Source organism: Nonomuraea diastatica, assembly GCF_004349015.1.
In the GTDB taxonomy this organism is placed as follows: domain Bacteria; phylum Actinomycetota; class Actinomycetes; order Streptosporangiales; family Streptosporangiaceae; genus Nonomuraea; species Nonomuraea diastatica.
The window spans coordinates 13,748-28,729 of sequence record NZ_SMKP01000137.1 but is presented as its reverse complement, the minus strand read 5'-3'; the positions used below and the strand labels follow the sequence as shown (position 1 = coordinate 28,729).

6 protein-coding genes are annotated in these 14,982 nt (G+C 72.2%); all 6 read right to left on the bottom strand.

The window, feature by feature from the left end:
• The coding region (locus E1294_RS36230) for a type I polyketide synthase (RefSeq protein WP_132515488.1) at positions 1–9,012 on the bottom strand (9,012 nt) is incomplete at its 3' end.
• Positions 9,013–9,069: 57 nt separating this feature from the next.
• Positions 9,070–9,960: an FG-GAP repeat domain-containing protein gene (locus E1294_RS36225; protein WP_132515487.1), complete on the bottom strand. Its 891-nt coding sequence runs from the start codon at positions 9,958–9,960 to the stop codon at positions 9,070–9,072.
• Positions 9,961–10,141: 181 nt separating this feature from the next.
• On the bottom strand, positions 10,142–10,930 hold the full coding sequence (locus tag E1294_RS36220; RefSeq protein WP_132515486.1) for an ABC-2 transporter permease: 789 nt from the start codon (positions 10,928–10,930) through the stop codon (positions 10,142–10,144).
• Positions 10,927–11,826: an ABC transporter ATP-binding protein gene (locus E1294_RS36215; RefSeq protein ID WP_132515485.1), complete on the bottom strand. Its 900-nt coding sequence runs from the start codon at positions 11,824–11,826 to the stop codon at positions 10,927–10,929. Before E1294_RS36215 ends, E1294_RS36220 begins: the two co-directional genes overlap by 4 nt.
• A 48-nt stretch (positions 11,827–11,874) precedes the next feature.
• Positions 11,875–13,311, bottom strand: a complete 1,437-nt coding sequence (locus E1294_RS36210) for an isochorismate synthase (protein WP_132515484.1) — start codon at positions 13,309–13,311, stop codon at positions 11,875–11,877.
• A gap of 27 nt (positions 13,312–13,338) precedes the next feature.
• Positions 13,339–14,925, bottom strand: a complete 1,587-nt coding sequence (locus E1294_RS36205) for a (2,3-dihydroxybenzoyl)adenylate synthase (protein ID WP_132515483.1) — start codon at positions 14,923–14,925, stop codon at positions 13,339–13,341.
• Positions 14,926–14,982: the final 57 nt, after the last annotated feature.

Below are 14,982 nucleotides of genomic sequence, written 5' to 3'. Positions count from 1 at the left end.
CTCGCCCAGCACACCCTCAGGATCGGAGAACATCACCTCACGCAAAGGATGCGGCAACAACGGGTCGAGCACCCGGCAGATCTCGTCCAACGCCTCCGCGAACACCGGGAACGCCTCGATGAGAGAAGCCCCCATGCCCACCCGCTGGCTGCCCTGCCCGGCGAACAACAACGCCAGCTTCCCGCCGGAACCACTGCCCGAGATCCCAGCGGAGGGATCATCGGCCAGCGCCCGCAAACCGGCCACCAACTCGTCCCGATCGGCACCCACCACCACCGCACGCTGCTCCAGCACCGCCCGGCCCGACACCAACGACCACGCCACATCCGACACAGAAACGGACGACCGCGATTCCAGCCACGACGCGAGCCGACCAGCCTGCGCCCGCAACGCCCGCACATCCTTCGCCGACACCAGCCACGGCACCACCGGCAGCCGCCGGTCGTCGCGGACGGTCTCGTCGACGGGATCGCCCTGCTCGATGATCACATGCGCGTTGGTGCCGCTCACGCCGAAGGACGAGACGGCGGCCCGGCGCGGGCGGTCTGCCTGGTCCCACGGGCGGGCCTCGGTCAGCAACTCGACCGCACCCGCCGACCAGTCCACGTGCGGAGAAGGCTCGCCCACGTGAAGCGTCTGAGGCAGCACCCCGTGCCGCATGGCCATCACCATCTTGATGACCCCGGCGACACCGGCGGCGGCCTGGGCGTGGCCGAGGTTGGACTTCAGCGAGCCCAGCCAGAGCGGCTGGTCCTGCCGCTCCTGGCCGTACGTGGCGATGAGCGCCTGGGCCTCGATCGGGTCACCGAGCTTCGTGCCGGTGCCGTGCGCCTCAACCACGTCGACGTCAGCCGCCGACAGGCCGGCGTTGGCCAAAGCCTGCCGGATCACCCGCTGCTGCGACGGGCCGTTGGGCGCGGCCAGGCCGTTGCTCGCGCCATCCTGGTTGATCGCGCTGCCCCGGATGACCGCGAGCACCTGGTGGCCGTTGCGGCGGGCGTCGGACAGCCGCTCGACGAGCAGGACGCCGACGCCCTCACTCCAGCCGGTGCCGTCGGCGTCGGCGGAGAACGCCTTGCACCGGCCGTCCGGGGACAGGCCGCGCTGCCGCGAGAACTCCACGAACGTGCCCGGCGAGGCCATCACCATCGCGCCGCCGGCCATCGCCAGGTCACACTCGCCCGACCGCAGGGCCTGCGCCGCCAGGTGCAGCGCCACCAGCGACGACGAGCACGCGGTGTCCACCGTCACCGCCGGGCCCTCGAACCCCAGCGTGTACGACACCCGCCCGGAGGCGACGCTGGCCAGGCCGCCGGTGAGGAGGTAACCCTCCACGTGGTCGGCGCCCTCGTACCGGCGCGGGCCGTACTCCATGGGCGCGATGCCGGTGAACACCCCGGTCTGGCTGCCGCGCAGCGTGGCGGGGTCGATGCCGGCGTCTTCGAGGGCCTCCCACGAGGCCTCCAGCAACAACCGCTGCTGCGGGTCCATCGCCAGCGCCTCGCGCGGCGAGATGCCGAAGAACGCCGCGTCGAAGTCCGCCGCGTCGTAGAGGAAGCCGCCGTGCCGGGTGTAGGTGGTGCCGCGCTTGCCGGGGTCGGGGTCGAAGAGCCGGTCCAGGTCCCAGCCTCGGTCGGTCGGGAACTCGCCCACCGCGTCGCGGGCCTGCGCCACCAGCTCCCACAGGTCCTCGGGCGAGCGTACGCCGCCGGGGTAACGGCAGGCCATGCCGACGATCGCGATCGGCTCGTCGTGGCCGGTCGTGCGGACCGCCGTGGCGGCGGTGGCGGACCCGCCGAGCAGTTCGGTGCGCAGGTGCTCGGTCAGCGCCTGCGGCGACGGGTAGTCGAACAGCAGGGAGCTGGGCAGGCGCAGCCCGGTGGCGGTGTTGAGCCGATTCCGCAGTTCGACGGCGGTCAACGAGTCGAAGCCCGCCTCCTTGAACGCGCCCGTGGCGCTGATGACGTTCGGCGTCACGTGCCCGAGCACCAGGGCCGCCTGGCCGCGTACGAGGTCGAGCAGCGTACGTTCCTGCTCCTCGGGGCTCTGCCCGCGCAGGGCCTGCGCCAGCGGCACCTCGTCCGGCCCGTCGGCCGCGCGGCGCCCGATCGGCTTGCCCAGCATCGCGCGCAGCATGACCGGAGCGGGCTCGGCGACCTTGGCCAGGCTGAGCCGGGCGGGGAGCGTCGTGACGGCGTTCCCGGCGAGCGCTGAGTCGAGGAGTTCCAGTGCCTTGTCCTGCGGCATCGGGGCGACGCCGAGCCGCGCCCACCGGGCGAGGTCGGCGGTGGCGAGCGTCCCGGCCATGCCGCCGGCGGAGTTGTCCCACAGCCCCCAGGCCAGGGCGGTGGCGGGCAGGCCGAGCGCGCGGCGGTGCCGGGCGAGGCCGTCGAGGAAGGCGTTGGCGGCGGCGTAGTTGGCCTGGCCGGCGCTGCCGAGCGTGGCCGCGCACGACGAGAACAGCACGAACGCGGACAGGTCGCGGTCGGCGGTCAGCTCGTGCAGGAGCCAGGCCGTCTCGGCCTTGGTGCGCCACACGGTGTCCAGCCGTTCGGGGGTCAGCGCGGGCACGACGCCGTCGTCGAGGACGCCGGCGATGTGCACGACGCCGGTGAGGGTTTCGCAGGAGCCGACGAGCCCGGCCAGCGCGTCCCTGTCGGTGACGTCGCAGGCGACCAGTTCGGCGTGCGCGCCGAGCTCGGCCAGCTCGGCGGCCACCGCGACCGCGCCGGGCGACTGCGGGTCACGGGTGACGAGGACGAGGTTCCGTACGCCGTGCGCGGCGACGAGGTGCCGGGTGACGGTGCGGCCCAGCGCGCCGGTGCCGCCGGTGACCAGCACCGTGCCGTCGGGGTTCCAGGGCGGGTCGCCCGCCGGCTGGTCGCGCCGGGCCAGCCTGGGGACGTGGATCGTGCCGGCCCTGATCGCGAGTTGGGGCTCGTCGTAGGCGAGGGCGGCGGTGACGATGTTGTCGGTGGGGCTGTCGGGGCCGCCGGTGGGGCCGTCGTGGTCGAGGAGCACGAACCGGTCCGGGTACTCCGTCTGGATCGACCGGACCAGCCCCCACACGGCTGTGGCGGCGAGGTCGGGGGTGTCGCCGGTCGCGCCCTCCGTGGCGATCACGAGGCGGCCGGAGGCGGGCTGATCTCCGCCGAGCCGCTCCTGGACGGCGGCCAGCACGCGCAGCACGGCCGCGCGGGCGCGGGCGTGCTCGTCACCGTCGTCGGCGGGGCTCTCCCAGGGCAGCACCACGTCGCCGGACCCAGTAGTGGGTACAGCTCCGGCGGCGGGCACCGGAACCCAGTCGACCTCGAACAGCCCGACGTGCTCGGTGGGCCGTTCGGCGGCACCAGGCGCCTCCAGCCAGTACCGCTGGCGCTGGAAGGCGTAGGTGGGCAGGTCGACGTGGAGCGCGGGGGCGGCGCCGAAGTAGGCGTCCCAGTCGACGGTGACGCCGCTGGCGTGGAGCCGCCCGAGGGCCTGGACGAAGGCGCCGGCCTCGTCGCGGTCCCTGCGCGCGGCGGGGATGAAGACGCCGTCGGCGAGCGCCTGCTGGGCCATGCCGGTGAGGATGCCGTCGGGCCCGACCTCCAGGAGGACGGAGGCGTCGGCCGCGGCGACGCCGTCGGCGAACCGCACCGCCACACGTACGTGCTCGACCCAGTAGGTGGGGTCGGTCAGCCGGCCGGGCTCGGCCAGGCGGCCGGTCACGTTGGAAACGACCGGGATGGTCGGTTCGTGGAAGCCGAGACCGCTGATCGTCTCGGCGAAGTCGGCGAGCATCGGCTCCATCAACGGCGAGTGGAACGCGTGCGAGACCCGCAACCTGCGCGTCCGCACCTGCGCCCGGCCCTCGATCTCCGCGATCGCCGCCTCGTCACCGGAGACCACCACCGCGGACGGACCGTTCACCGCCGCGATGCCGGCCCGGTCCTCGTACCCGTCGAGCAGCGGCAGGACGTCCGCCTCCGGGGCGGCGACGGCGAGCATCGCGCCGTCCTTGGGGAGGGCGTCCATGAGCCGGGCCCGCGTGGCGATCAGAGTGCAGGCGTCGGAGAGGGAGAAGACCCCGGCCACGTGGGCGGCGGCGATCTCGCCCACCGAGTGGCCGATCAGCACGTCCGGCCGCACGCCGAACGACTCGAACAGCCGGTACAACGCCACCTCGAAGGCGAACAGGGCAGGCTGCGTCATCCCGGTCTCGTCCAGCACACCGCCCGGGTCGGTGAACATCACCTCACGCAGCGGGTACGGCAGCTGCGGGTCGAGGAGGGCGCATGCCTCCTCCAGAGCCTCGGCGAACACGGGGAACGTCTCGGCAAGCTCCCTGCCCATGCCCGGCCGCTGGCTGCCCTGCCCGGTGAAGAGCAGGGCGAGCCGGCCGGGCTGGCCGCTGCCGGTGAGCACGCCCGGCGCGTCCGAACCGCCGGCCAGCGCCCGCAGGCCGGCCAGCAGGTCGTCGCGGTCGCTGCCGACGATCACCGCGCGGTGGTCGAGTGCGGCCCGGCCGGCGGCCAGCGCGGCGCCGGCGGCGGTGATCGGGATGTCGGCCGTCGCCCAGGCGGCGAGCCGTCCGGCCTGCCCGGCCAGCGCCTCGGGGCCCTTGGCGGAGAGGATCCAGGGCACCGCGGGGAGGTCGAACTCCTCGTCGGGGGCGGGTACGACCGGGTCGCCCTGCTCGATGATCACGTGGGCATTGGTGCCGCTGATGCCGAAGGAGGAGACGGCGGCGCGGCGCGGCCGATCCAGCTCGTCCCAGGAACGGGCCTCGGTCAGCAACTCCACCGCACCCGCCGACCAGTCCACGTGCGGCGACGGCTCATCCACGTGCAACGTGCGCGGCAACCTCCCATGCCGCAACGCCATGACCATCTTGATCACACCACCGACGCCCGCAGCCGCCTGCGCATGACCGATGTTCGACTTCAACGACCCCAGCCACAACGGCCGATCCCGATCCTGCCCATACGTCGCGATCAACGCCTGAGCCTCGATCGGATCACCCAGCGACGTGCCGGTACCATGCGCCTCCACCGCATCCACCTCAGCCGCCGACAACCCCGCATTGGCCAGCGCCTGCCGGATCACCCGCTGCTGCGACGGACCGTTAGGCGCCGTCAACCCGTTACTCGCACCGTCCTGATTGATCGCACTACCCCGCACCACCGCCAGCACCCGATGCCCAAGCCGCCGCGCATCCGACAACCGCTCCACCAGCAGCATCCCGACACCCTCAGCCCACCCGGTGCCATCCGCCCCAGCAGCGAACGCCCGACAACGACCGTCAGGCGACAAACCCCGCTGACGCGAGAACTCCACGAACATGCCCGGTGAGGACATCACGGTGGCGCCGCCGGCCAGGGCCAGGTCGCATTCGCCGGTCCGCAGCGACTGAGCGGCCAGGTGCAGGGCGACCAGGGACGAGGAGCAGGCGGTGTCCACCGTCACCGCCGGACCCTCGAACCCGAAGGTGAACGCGACCCGCCCGGAGATGACGCTGGCCGTGGTGCCGGTCAGCACGTACCCTTCCGCGCTGCCGGTGGCCTCGTGCAGGCGCGGCCCGTAGTCCTGCGCCGTGGCGCCGGCGAACACGCCGGTACGGCTGCCGCGCAGCCCGGCGGGATCGATCCCGGCCCGCTCCATCGCCTCCCACGACGCCTCCAGCAACAACCGCTGCTGCGGATCCATGGCCAGCGCCTCACGCGGCGAGATCCCGAAGAACGCCGGGTCGAACTCCCCCGCCTCGTACAGGAAACCGCCGTGCCGCGCGTACGTGGTCCCGCGGCTGTCGGGATCGGGGTCGTACAACGCCGCCAGATCCCACCCCCGGTCCACGGGGAACTCCCCGATCGCGTCCTGTTCGCGGATCACGACGTTCCACAGGTCGTCCGGGGAGCTCACGCCGCCGGGGAAACGGCAGGCCATGCCGACGATCGCGATCGGCTCGTCCGCCACGGACCTGGCGGCCACCACGGCCTGGGTGACGCGCTCGCCGGCCAGTTCAGCGCGCAGGAAGCCGGCCAGCGCCTGCGGCGACGGGTAGTCGAACAGCAGCGAGCTGGGCAGCTGGAGCCCGGTGGCGGTGTTGAGCCGGTTCCTGAGCTCGACGGCGCTGAAGGAGTCGAAGCCGAGCGCCTTGAAGGCGGTGCCGGTGTCCACGGTCGCGGCGTTGGCGTGGCCGAGCACGAGCGCGATACAGGTGCGTACGAGCTCCAGGAGCGCCTGCTCCTGCTCGGCCTCCGGCAGGCCGCGCAGCCGGTCGGCGAGCGACTGCGTCTCCTCTCCCGAGGCGGACGGCTCCGGGGCCGCGTGCGGGGGCGGCGCGGAGCCGTCCGCCTCGGGAAGCCAGTGGTAGGTGCGCTGGAAGGCGTAGGTGGGCAGCGGGACGCGGCGCGCGCCGGGCAGCACGGTGTCCCAGTCGAGCGTGGCGCCCCTCACCTGCAGCCCGGCCAGCGCCAGCGCGGCGCTGCGGCGTTCCGCCTGGGGGTCGCGCAGCGTGGCGACGAACTGCGTGTACGGGCTGGCGGGCAGGCAGTGTTGTCCCATGGCGGCCAGCACCGACCCGGGCCCCACCTCGACGAACGTGGTGACGCCCGTGTCGGCCAGGGCGCGGATGCCGTCGCAGAACCGTACGGCCTCGCGGACGTGCCACACCCAGTGGCCTGGCGAGCACAGGTCCTCGGCGGACGCGACGGCCCCGGTGAGGTTGGAGACGATCGGGATGGCCGGTTCGCGGTAGGTGAGCGACTCGGCCACCTCCCGGAACTCCGCCAGCATCGGGTCCATCAGCGGGGAGTGGAAGGCGTGGCTGACCCGCAGGCGGTGGGTCTTGCGGCCGCGGCCGCGGAACTCCTCGGCGATCTCCATGACGCGGCTCTCCGAGCCGGAGACCACGGTGGAGTCCGGCCCGTTGATCGCGGCGATGCTGACCGTGGTGTCCAGGAAGGGCAGGACCTCCTCCTCGGTGGCCTGCACGGCGACCATCGCGCCGCCGGCCGGGAGGCTCTGCATCAGCCTGCCGCGCGCCGCGACCAGGGCGCAGGCGTCGGCCAGCGACAACACGCCGGCGACGTGGGCGGCCGAGATCTCGCCGATGGAGTGGCCGATGAGCCGGGAGGGGCGCACGCCCCAGTGCTCGTACAGGCGGGTGAGGGCGACCTCGAAGGCGAAGAGCGCGGGCTGGGCGAACCCGGTCTGGTCGAGCAGGCCGGCTTCAGGAGATCCCTCGTCGGCGAACATCACGTCGAGGAGCGGCCGGTCGAGCGTGCCGTCGAAGCACGCGGCGATCTCGTCGAGCGCCCGCGCGAAGACGGGGTGCGCAGCGTACAGCTCGCGGCCCATGCCGGGCCGCTGGCTGCCCTGCCCCGAGTAGAGGAAGGCGATGTCGCCGGTGCTCGGCCGACCGGTGACGATCTCGGCGGCCGGCTCGCCCTTGGCCAGCCGGTCCAGCACGCCGGCCAGCACATCGGCCGGTGCTGACGGCTCGTCCACGACGAGCGCCGCCCGCCGGTCGAAGGCCGTGCGGGTCGTGGCCAGCGAGTACGCCAGGTCGGCGGGGCCGGCGCCGGGGTCGTCGAGCAGGCCGTCGAGCAGGTGGTCGCGCAGCCGGCCCGCCTGGGCGCGCAGCGCGGCCTCGCTCCGCCCGGCCAGTGGCACGACCAGCGGCCCGTCCAGCGGCACGACCAGCGGCCCGTCCTGGCGCGTGGCGGAGGCGGCGGGCTCCTCCTGCGGGTACTCGGCGAGCACCACGTGGCAGTTGGCGCCGCCCATGCCGAAGGAGCTGACGCCGGCCACCAGCGGCGCGTCCTCGCGCGGCCACGCGGACGTCTCGGTGCTGACGCGCAGGTTGAGCTCGTCGAACGGGATCTGCGGGTTGGGCGTCTCGAAGTTCAGCGACGGCGGCAGCGTGCGGTGCCTGATGGCCAGCACGGTCTTCAGCAGGCCGACGATGCCCGCCGCGCCCTCGAGGTGGCCGACGTTGGTCTTGGCGGAGCCGACGACCAGCGGCGTGCCGGAGTCCTTGGCGGTGCCGATGGCCGCGCCGAGCGCGCGGGCCTCGATCGGGTCGCCGACGCGGGTCCCGGTGCCGTGCAGCTCGACGAACTGCACGGCGGCGGCGGGCACGCCGGCCCGCCCGCAGGCCAGCCGGATGACCTCCTCCTGGGCGTGCCGGTCGGGCACGGTGAGCCCGTCGCCGCCCCCGTCGTTGTTGATGGCGCTGCCGGCGATCACGCAGTACACCCGGTCGCCGTCGGCGCGCGCGCGGGCCAGCGGCTTCAGCACGACGACGCCGCCGCCCTCGCCGCGGACGTAGCCGTTGGCGCGGGCGTCGAAGGTGAAGCACCTGCCGTCGGGCGACAGGGCGCCGAACCGCAGCGCGGCGAGCGTGCTGTCGGCGGTCAGGTTGAGGTTCACGCCGCCGACGATGGCCAGGCCGGTCTCGCCGTTGCGCAGGCTCTCGCATGCCAGGTGCACGGCGGTCAGCGAGGCCGACTGCGCGGAGTCCACGGTCATGCTGGGCCCGTTGAGCCCCAGCGTGTACGAGATCCGGTTGGCGAGCAGGGCCCGGCTGATGCCGGTGAGGCTGTGCCGGGTCAGCGCCGCGCGCCCGTTGCCCTGGAGCAGCTGGGCGTAGTCGCCGGCCATGGCGCCGATGAAGACGGAGGCGGGGGTGTCGCGCAGGCTCGCCGGGACGATGCCGGCGTCTTCGAGCGCCTCCCAGCTCAGCTCCATGAGCAGCCGCTGCTGCGGGTCGATCATCGCGGCTTCGTTCGGGGAGACGCCGAAGAACTCGGCGTCGAATTCGGCTATCCCGTCGATGAAGCCGCCGCGGAGCGAACTCGTCTCCGGCGCGTTCCACCGGCCGCTGGGCACGTCGGTGATCGCGTCGCGGCCGTCGCGCAGCAGCCGCCAGAAGGATTGCGGGTCCGGAGCCTGGGGGAGCCGGCACGAGATTCCGACGATCGCCACCGCGTCGTCGGAAAAACTACGAGAGGAGAGTTCGTAGGACATTGAACCAATCCAAATTCCGACGGAGCGGGAACAGGGCGGGGAAACGCTCTTGCGTGATCAGCTGACGACGTCGTACTTACCGAATCCGGTGGCCACGGTCACCGGCTCACGAAAGAGGTCGAGCGGAGCTTGGGGGTTGAATGCGCCGGAGTGCGCGTACGCGTCGAGCGTGCCGTCGGGGCGCAGGCCGAGCAGGTCGGGCCGCCCGTCGAGGTCGATGTCCGTGAGCGTCATGATGCGCATGTCCTGCCAGCCGCGGGCGACGGTGTACCACGTGCCCCCGGCCGTCGTGCCCGGCTTGCCGGCGAACTCGAACAGGTCCATGTCACCGTTGGCGCGGCGGACCAGCAGGTCGGGCGTGCCGTTGCCGGTGAAGTCGGCCATCGCGACGGGGAAGTCGTCGACGTCGACGTCAACGAGCCGCACGGGCTCCTTGTCGTAGGTGCCGTTCCTGACGACGCCCTGGCCGCGGTGCGGGAAGAGGTCGATGTTGCCGGCGTTCTTGCCCCGGCCGAACGTGTCGTCGGTGCCGGTGCCCGTCACGTCGGCGAACCCGATGGTCTCCCATTCCCGGCCGTCGTCGCGCTTGCTGGACACGCGGAGCGGCTCGGCGAACGGGCCGATCTCGCCGGGCCCGCCGATGTTACGCAGCAGGAAGAAACCGAATTCGCCGTTCTCGCCGGGATTGATGTCGTACTCGCTGGTGCTGAAAGCGCATATGTCGGCGCGACCGTCGCCGGACACGTCCACGGCGCGGACGAAGAAGAAACGCCACCAGCCGAATCCATCCCCGATCTTCACCGGCGCGCGGAACGTCTCGGTCCCGTTGAACTCACCGCTGTGCGGATGAACGAAGAGCTCGCCGGTTTCCGTGTCACGTACCAGCAGATCCGGCAGCCCGTCGCCCCGAAAGGACCGGCACTGACCGTTCGCGAAATTCGGCGCCATTGTTTAACGCTCCTCCCCGCCAGGATTTCCCGGTCAAGCGACATCAGTATTTGCGAGACGGGATAAGGCGGGTAACCCCTAGCAGCCCACTAAATCGGCCGGTCGGCCCCAGTGCGGGAGGGGCTGGGCATGCCGCGGACCCGGCGCGCGGGGTGGCGCGCCGGGTGGCGGGTGCGGCGGCTCAGGCGTCGCGGGAGCGGAACAGGGCGAACGCCGCGATCAGTAGCACGGCGGTGAAGGCGGCCATCACCCCGAAGCCCGGCCACGGGAGCATCCGGTCGGCGTTCTGCACGGTCGTGGTGATCTGCAGGCCGGCCTGGATGGGCCAGTAGGTCTGCACCCAGGCGCCGACGGCGTCGGGAAGGAGCCTGGGCCCGATGATCGGGATGATGAAGTTGACCGCGACCAGCACGGTCGTGGCACTCATGGTGGCCCGCATCAGGCTGCCCAGCGCCACGCCCGACAGGCCGACCAGCACCCAGAGGAGCCCCATGCCGACCACGGCGCGCAGGACGCCAGGCTCGCCGAGTGAGGCGGTAGGGGCGCCGCCGGATCCGAGCACGGCCTGCCCGAGGAAGAACGAGCCGAAGCTGGACACCCAGCCCATCAGCAGGGCAATCAGCGCGAACGTGGCCACCTTGGCGCCGAGCAGCCGGCCGCGCCGCGGCACCACGGTCGTGCTGGTGCGGATCAGGCCGGTGGCGTACTCGTGGGTCACCACGAGCACGCCCAGCGCGCCCACGGTGATCTGGGCGAACAGGAACCCGCCATACATGCTGATGTAGGTGGGGTCGAACACGGCCCTGGTGGCCTCGGAGGCCGCCTGGTAGTTCTCGCTGGCGCCGTTGGCGGTCAGGGCGCCGGGGAACACCATGAGCGCGACGGCGGTCAGCATGGTGGGGATGTTGGACGGGATCGTCCGGAACTTGGTCCATTCGGAGCGGACGGTGTCCGCGAAAACCACGCTCATGCCGCACTCGCCTGGAACTCGATGCTGTCACGGGTCAGATCCATGTACGCCTGCTCCAGGGAGCGCTGCGGCGTCAGCTCCGTCAGCACCACCTTGGCGTCGAGCGCGGCCTTGCCGACCTGCCTGGCCTCCAGCCCGGTCACGATGAGCGCCCCGTCGGCGCCGGGGAGCACGGTGCCGCCGGCCTCGGTCAGCTTGGCGGCGAGCCGATCCTGGTCGTCGGCGCGCACCAGCACGTTGGAGCCCTGCCGGATGAACTCGCTGATCCCGATGTCCGCGATCAGCTTGCCCTTGCCGATGACGACGAGGTGGTCGGCGGTCTGCGCCATCTCGCTCATCAGGTGGCTGGAGACCAGGACGGTGCGGCCCTCCGCGGCCAGGCCGCGCATCAGCTCGCGGATCCACTTGATGCCCTCGGGGTCGAGCCCGTTGACGGGTTCGTCGAATAACAGCACCTTCGGGTCTCCGAGCAGCGCCACCGCGATGCCGAGCCGCTGCCCCATGCCCAGTGAGAAGCCTCCTGCGCGCTTGCGCGCCACCGACTCCAGCCCGACCACCTGCAGGACCTCGTCCACGCGCTTGGCGGGGATCCCGTTGGTCTGGGCGATGCAGAGCAGGTGGTTGCGCGCCGTGCGCCGGGGGTGCACCGCGCGGGCGTCCAGCAGGGCGCCCACCTCGCGCATCGGCCGGGGCAGGCCGACGTAGGCGCGGCCGTTGACCGTCACGCTCCCGGCATGGGGACGGTCGAGGCCGAGGATCGCCCGCATGGTGGTCGATTTGCCCGCCCCGTTGGGTCCGAGAAAACCGGTGACCCGCCCAGGATGGACATTGAATGACAAACCATCCACTGCCGTCTTATTGCCATAACGTTTGGTCAAATCGGTTATTTCGATCATTTTTCCAGTCCCTCCACAGACGGGAGATGGAGCGCGGTTGTCACACCTTCAGTCAAGATCTTTGCACTCGGCCCGTCTATATGGTGCCCTTTCCGATAAAGGAACCGCCAGGGCATTGAGCATGGGACGGAACTTCAACCGGGTCTCCTCAAGCTCGGCGTCCGGATCGGAACCCGCCACGATCCCGCACCCCGCGTACAACGTGGCGGTGCCCTCCTCCAGGTGGGCCGAGCGGATGGCCACCGCGAAGTCGCCCTCCTGGTCGTCGTTCATCCACCCGACAGGGCCGGCGTACCAGCCGCGGTCGAAGGGCTCGGCCTCGCCCAGCCACTCGAGTGCCGCGCGCCGCGGCTGCCCGCCGACGGCGGGCGTCGGGTGCAGCCGTTCGACGAGATCGAGCACGCTGGCCGACTCGGGGTCGGCGACCTCGCCGACGATGCGGGTGTGGAGGTGCCGCAGGTTCGGCAGGTCGAGCACGTGCGGCTCGTCCGGCACCGTGACGGTGCCGCAGACCTGCTCGAACGCGCGCCGCAACGTCGCCGTGACGATCCTCTGTTCGCGCCGGGACTTGTCGTCCTCCAGCAGGGCCGCCCGCAGGCACGCGTCCTCGGCCGGGGTCGTGCCACGGGGCATGGACGCCGCCAGGCTCATCGACTCGGCCCGCCCGCCACGGAGGCTGACCAGCCTCTCCGGCGTGGCGCCGACGAAGGCCTGCCCGTAGGCCGCCACCGCGAACGCGGTGCTGCCCGGCTGCGTGTCGAGCAGCGTCCCCATGACCGAGGGCAGGTCGTAGCCGCAGGGCGAGGTCACCCGCAACTGCCGGGCCAGCACCGCCTTGTCGAACCTGCCCCGCTCGATCTGCTCGACGGTGTGCGCGACCAGCGCCTTCCACTCCGACGCCGACGGGACCTCGATCATGTTCGTGCCCGCGAGCTGCGGGCTGGGGCACGGCCGCACCCCGGCGGAAGCGAGCAGGGCGGCGGCGTCCGCGGCCGTGCGCGCGGGACCGTCGGTCGTGGTGCCGCGGGGGTCGACGCACACGCTGAGCACGAGCGTGGCCCTGCCGTCCCTGTCCCGCGTGATCAGCACGCGCGGCACCCACATCAGGGCCTCCGGCAACGATCCGGGACGCGCCGCGAAGGCGAAGCCGCCGACCAGCGCCGGCACGCCACGCGCTCCAGGACCGTCGGCCACCGCGGTCCTGGCCGCCTTCTCCCAGCCGCGCCGGATGCCGGCGAACCTGTCGCGGCCGAAGTGCGTGAAGTCCGTGGCGCTGCCCATGGCGATGACGCTGGTCTCGGGCGACACCCAGACGAAGGTGCGCGTGGACCGCTCGAACAACGGTCTGAGCAGCCCGGCCGGATCGAAGGGGCCGATGTCCTGGCGCCAGATCGCCAGGGCGGGGCACGCGTTGTTGCGCGCCTCGATGGTCGCTTTGGCGTGCACTTCCAGGAATCCCTGCAGGTCGATGTCTGCGACGTGCATCGGCGATCGTCCTCTGCGTGCGTGGGGTCAGTGGAACATGCCGACAAGCGTCTTCTTGCTGACCTTGCCGAGCGGGGTGAGCGGGAGTCGGGGGACGATCTCAAGACGGTCGGGGAACTTGAAGGCCGCGACACCGCGGTCACGCAGGAAGGCGGTGAGCTCGGCCAGCGTCGGCGCCGTGCCGCGGGGCACCACGCAGGCGCAGGACCGCTCGCCGAGCACCTCGTCAGGCAGGCCCACCAGGGCGACCTCCCTGACACCCGGATGGGCGAGCAGGTGGTTCTCCACCTCCTCGGCCGCGATCTTCTCCGCGCCCCTGTTGATCTGGTCCTTGACGCGCCCTTCGAAGATCACATGCCCGGTCGGCAGCAGCCGTACCAGGTCTCCGGTCCGGTAGAACCCGTCGGCGGTGAACGTCCTGGCGTTGTGCTCGGGCGCCCGGTAGTACCCGCGCACCGTGTACGGGCCGCGCGCCAGGAGCCGGCCCACCTCGCCGGGAGCCACGTCGTTGTCGTCCTCGTCCACGACGCGTACCTCGTCCGCCGGGGAGACGGGCAGCCCCTGGCTGACGAGGACCACGTCCTGCGGGTCGTCCCACCGGTGGAACCCGCACAACCCCTCGGCCATGCCGAAGGCCTGCTGGAGCCGGCAGCCCAGCGCGGGCTCCACCCGGCGGGCCATCTCGGGCTGGAGCTTCGTCCCGCCGATGGTGACCCGCCGCAGGCTGGACAGGTCGTACTCGTCCCACTCGGCCGCCTCCATCCACAGCAGCGCCGCGCCAGGGATCAGCCCGGTCTCGGCCACTCTTTCCCGCTCGATGAGCGGGAAAGCCTCATCCGGGCTGGGGCCCGGGGCCAGCACGAGCGTGCCGGCCGCGTGGAAGGTGGCCAGCAGCCCGTGGGTCAGCGGCCAGTTGTGGCTCAGCGGCAGGCTCACCAGGTGGACGGTCTCCTCGCCGTAGTCGCACGCCTCGGCCACCGCGCGCCCGCTGTACGACCATTCCTGGTGGGCGCGCGGCACCAGCTTGGGAACGCCGGTCGTCCCACCGGACAGCAGGAAGAGCGCCACGCCGGCGGGGTCGGGCCTGGGCAGGTCGACCGGGTCGCCGTCCAGGGGCAGCGCGGCGAAGTCCCCCGGATCTCCCGCGACGAGCACATGCTTGAGCGTGGGCACCCGCGCCGTCACCTCGGCGGCCAGTTCCCGGTAGTCGAACCCGACGTGCACGTCGGGAATGACGTACGCCACCGCGTCGGTGAACTCGCAGAAGTACGTGATCTCGCTGCTGCGGTGGGCCGGCAGCGCCAGGACCGGCTGGGCGCCGATCCTGAACAGGGCGAACATCAGCGCGACCAGCTCCGGGAGGTTCGGCAGCTGCACGACGACGCGGTCGCCGGGGCCGATGCCGATCCGGTGCAGGCCCGCCGCCATCCGGTCGGTCCTGGTGTCCAGCTCGGCGTAGCTCCACCGCTCACGGCCCGCCACGAGGGCGGTCTTACCGGGGTGCGAGCGGGCCAGCCCGCGCAGGAGCTCGCCCAGCGTCTCGTCGCGCCAGTAGCCGGCCGAACGGTACCGTTCGGCGAACTCCTCAGGCCAGGGGGTGCATCCATCCAGCACGGGTCCGTCCTTTCCTTGGCGGGGGCCTTGCGGGCCTGACCGCGATCGCAGCCGGGA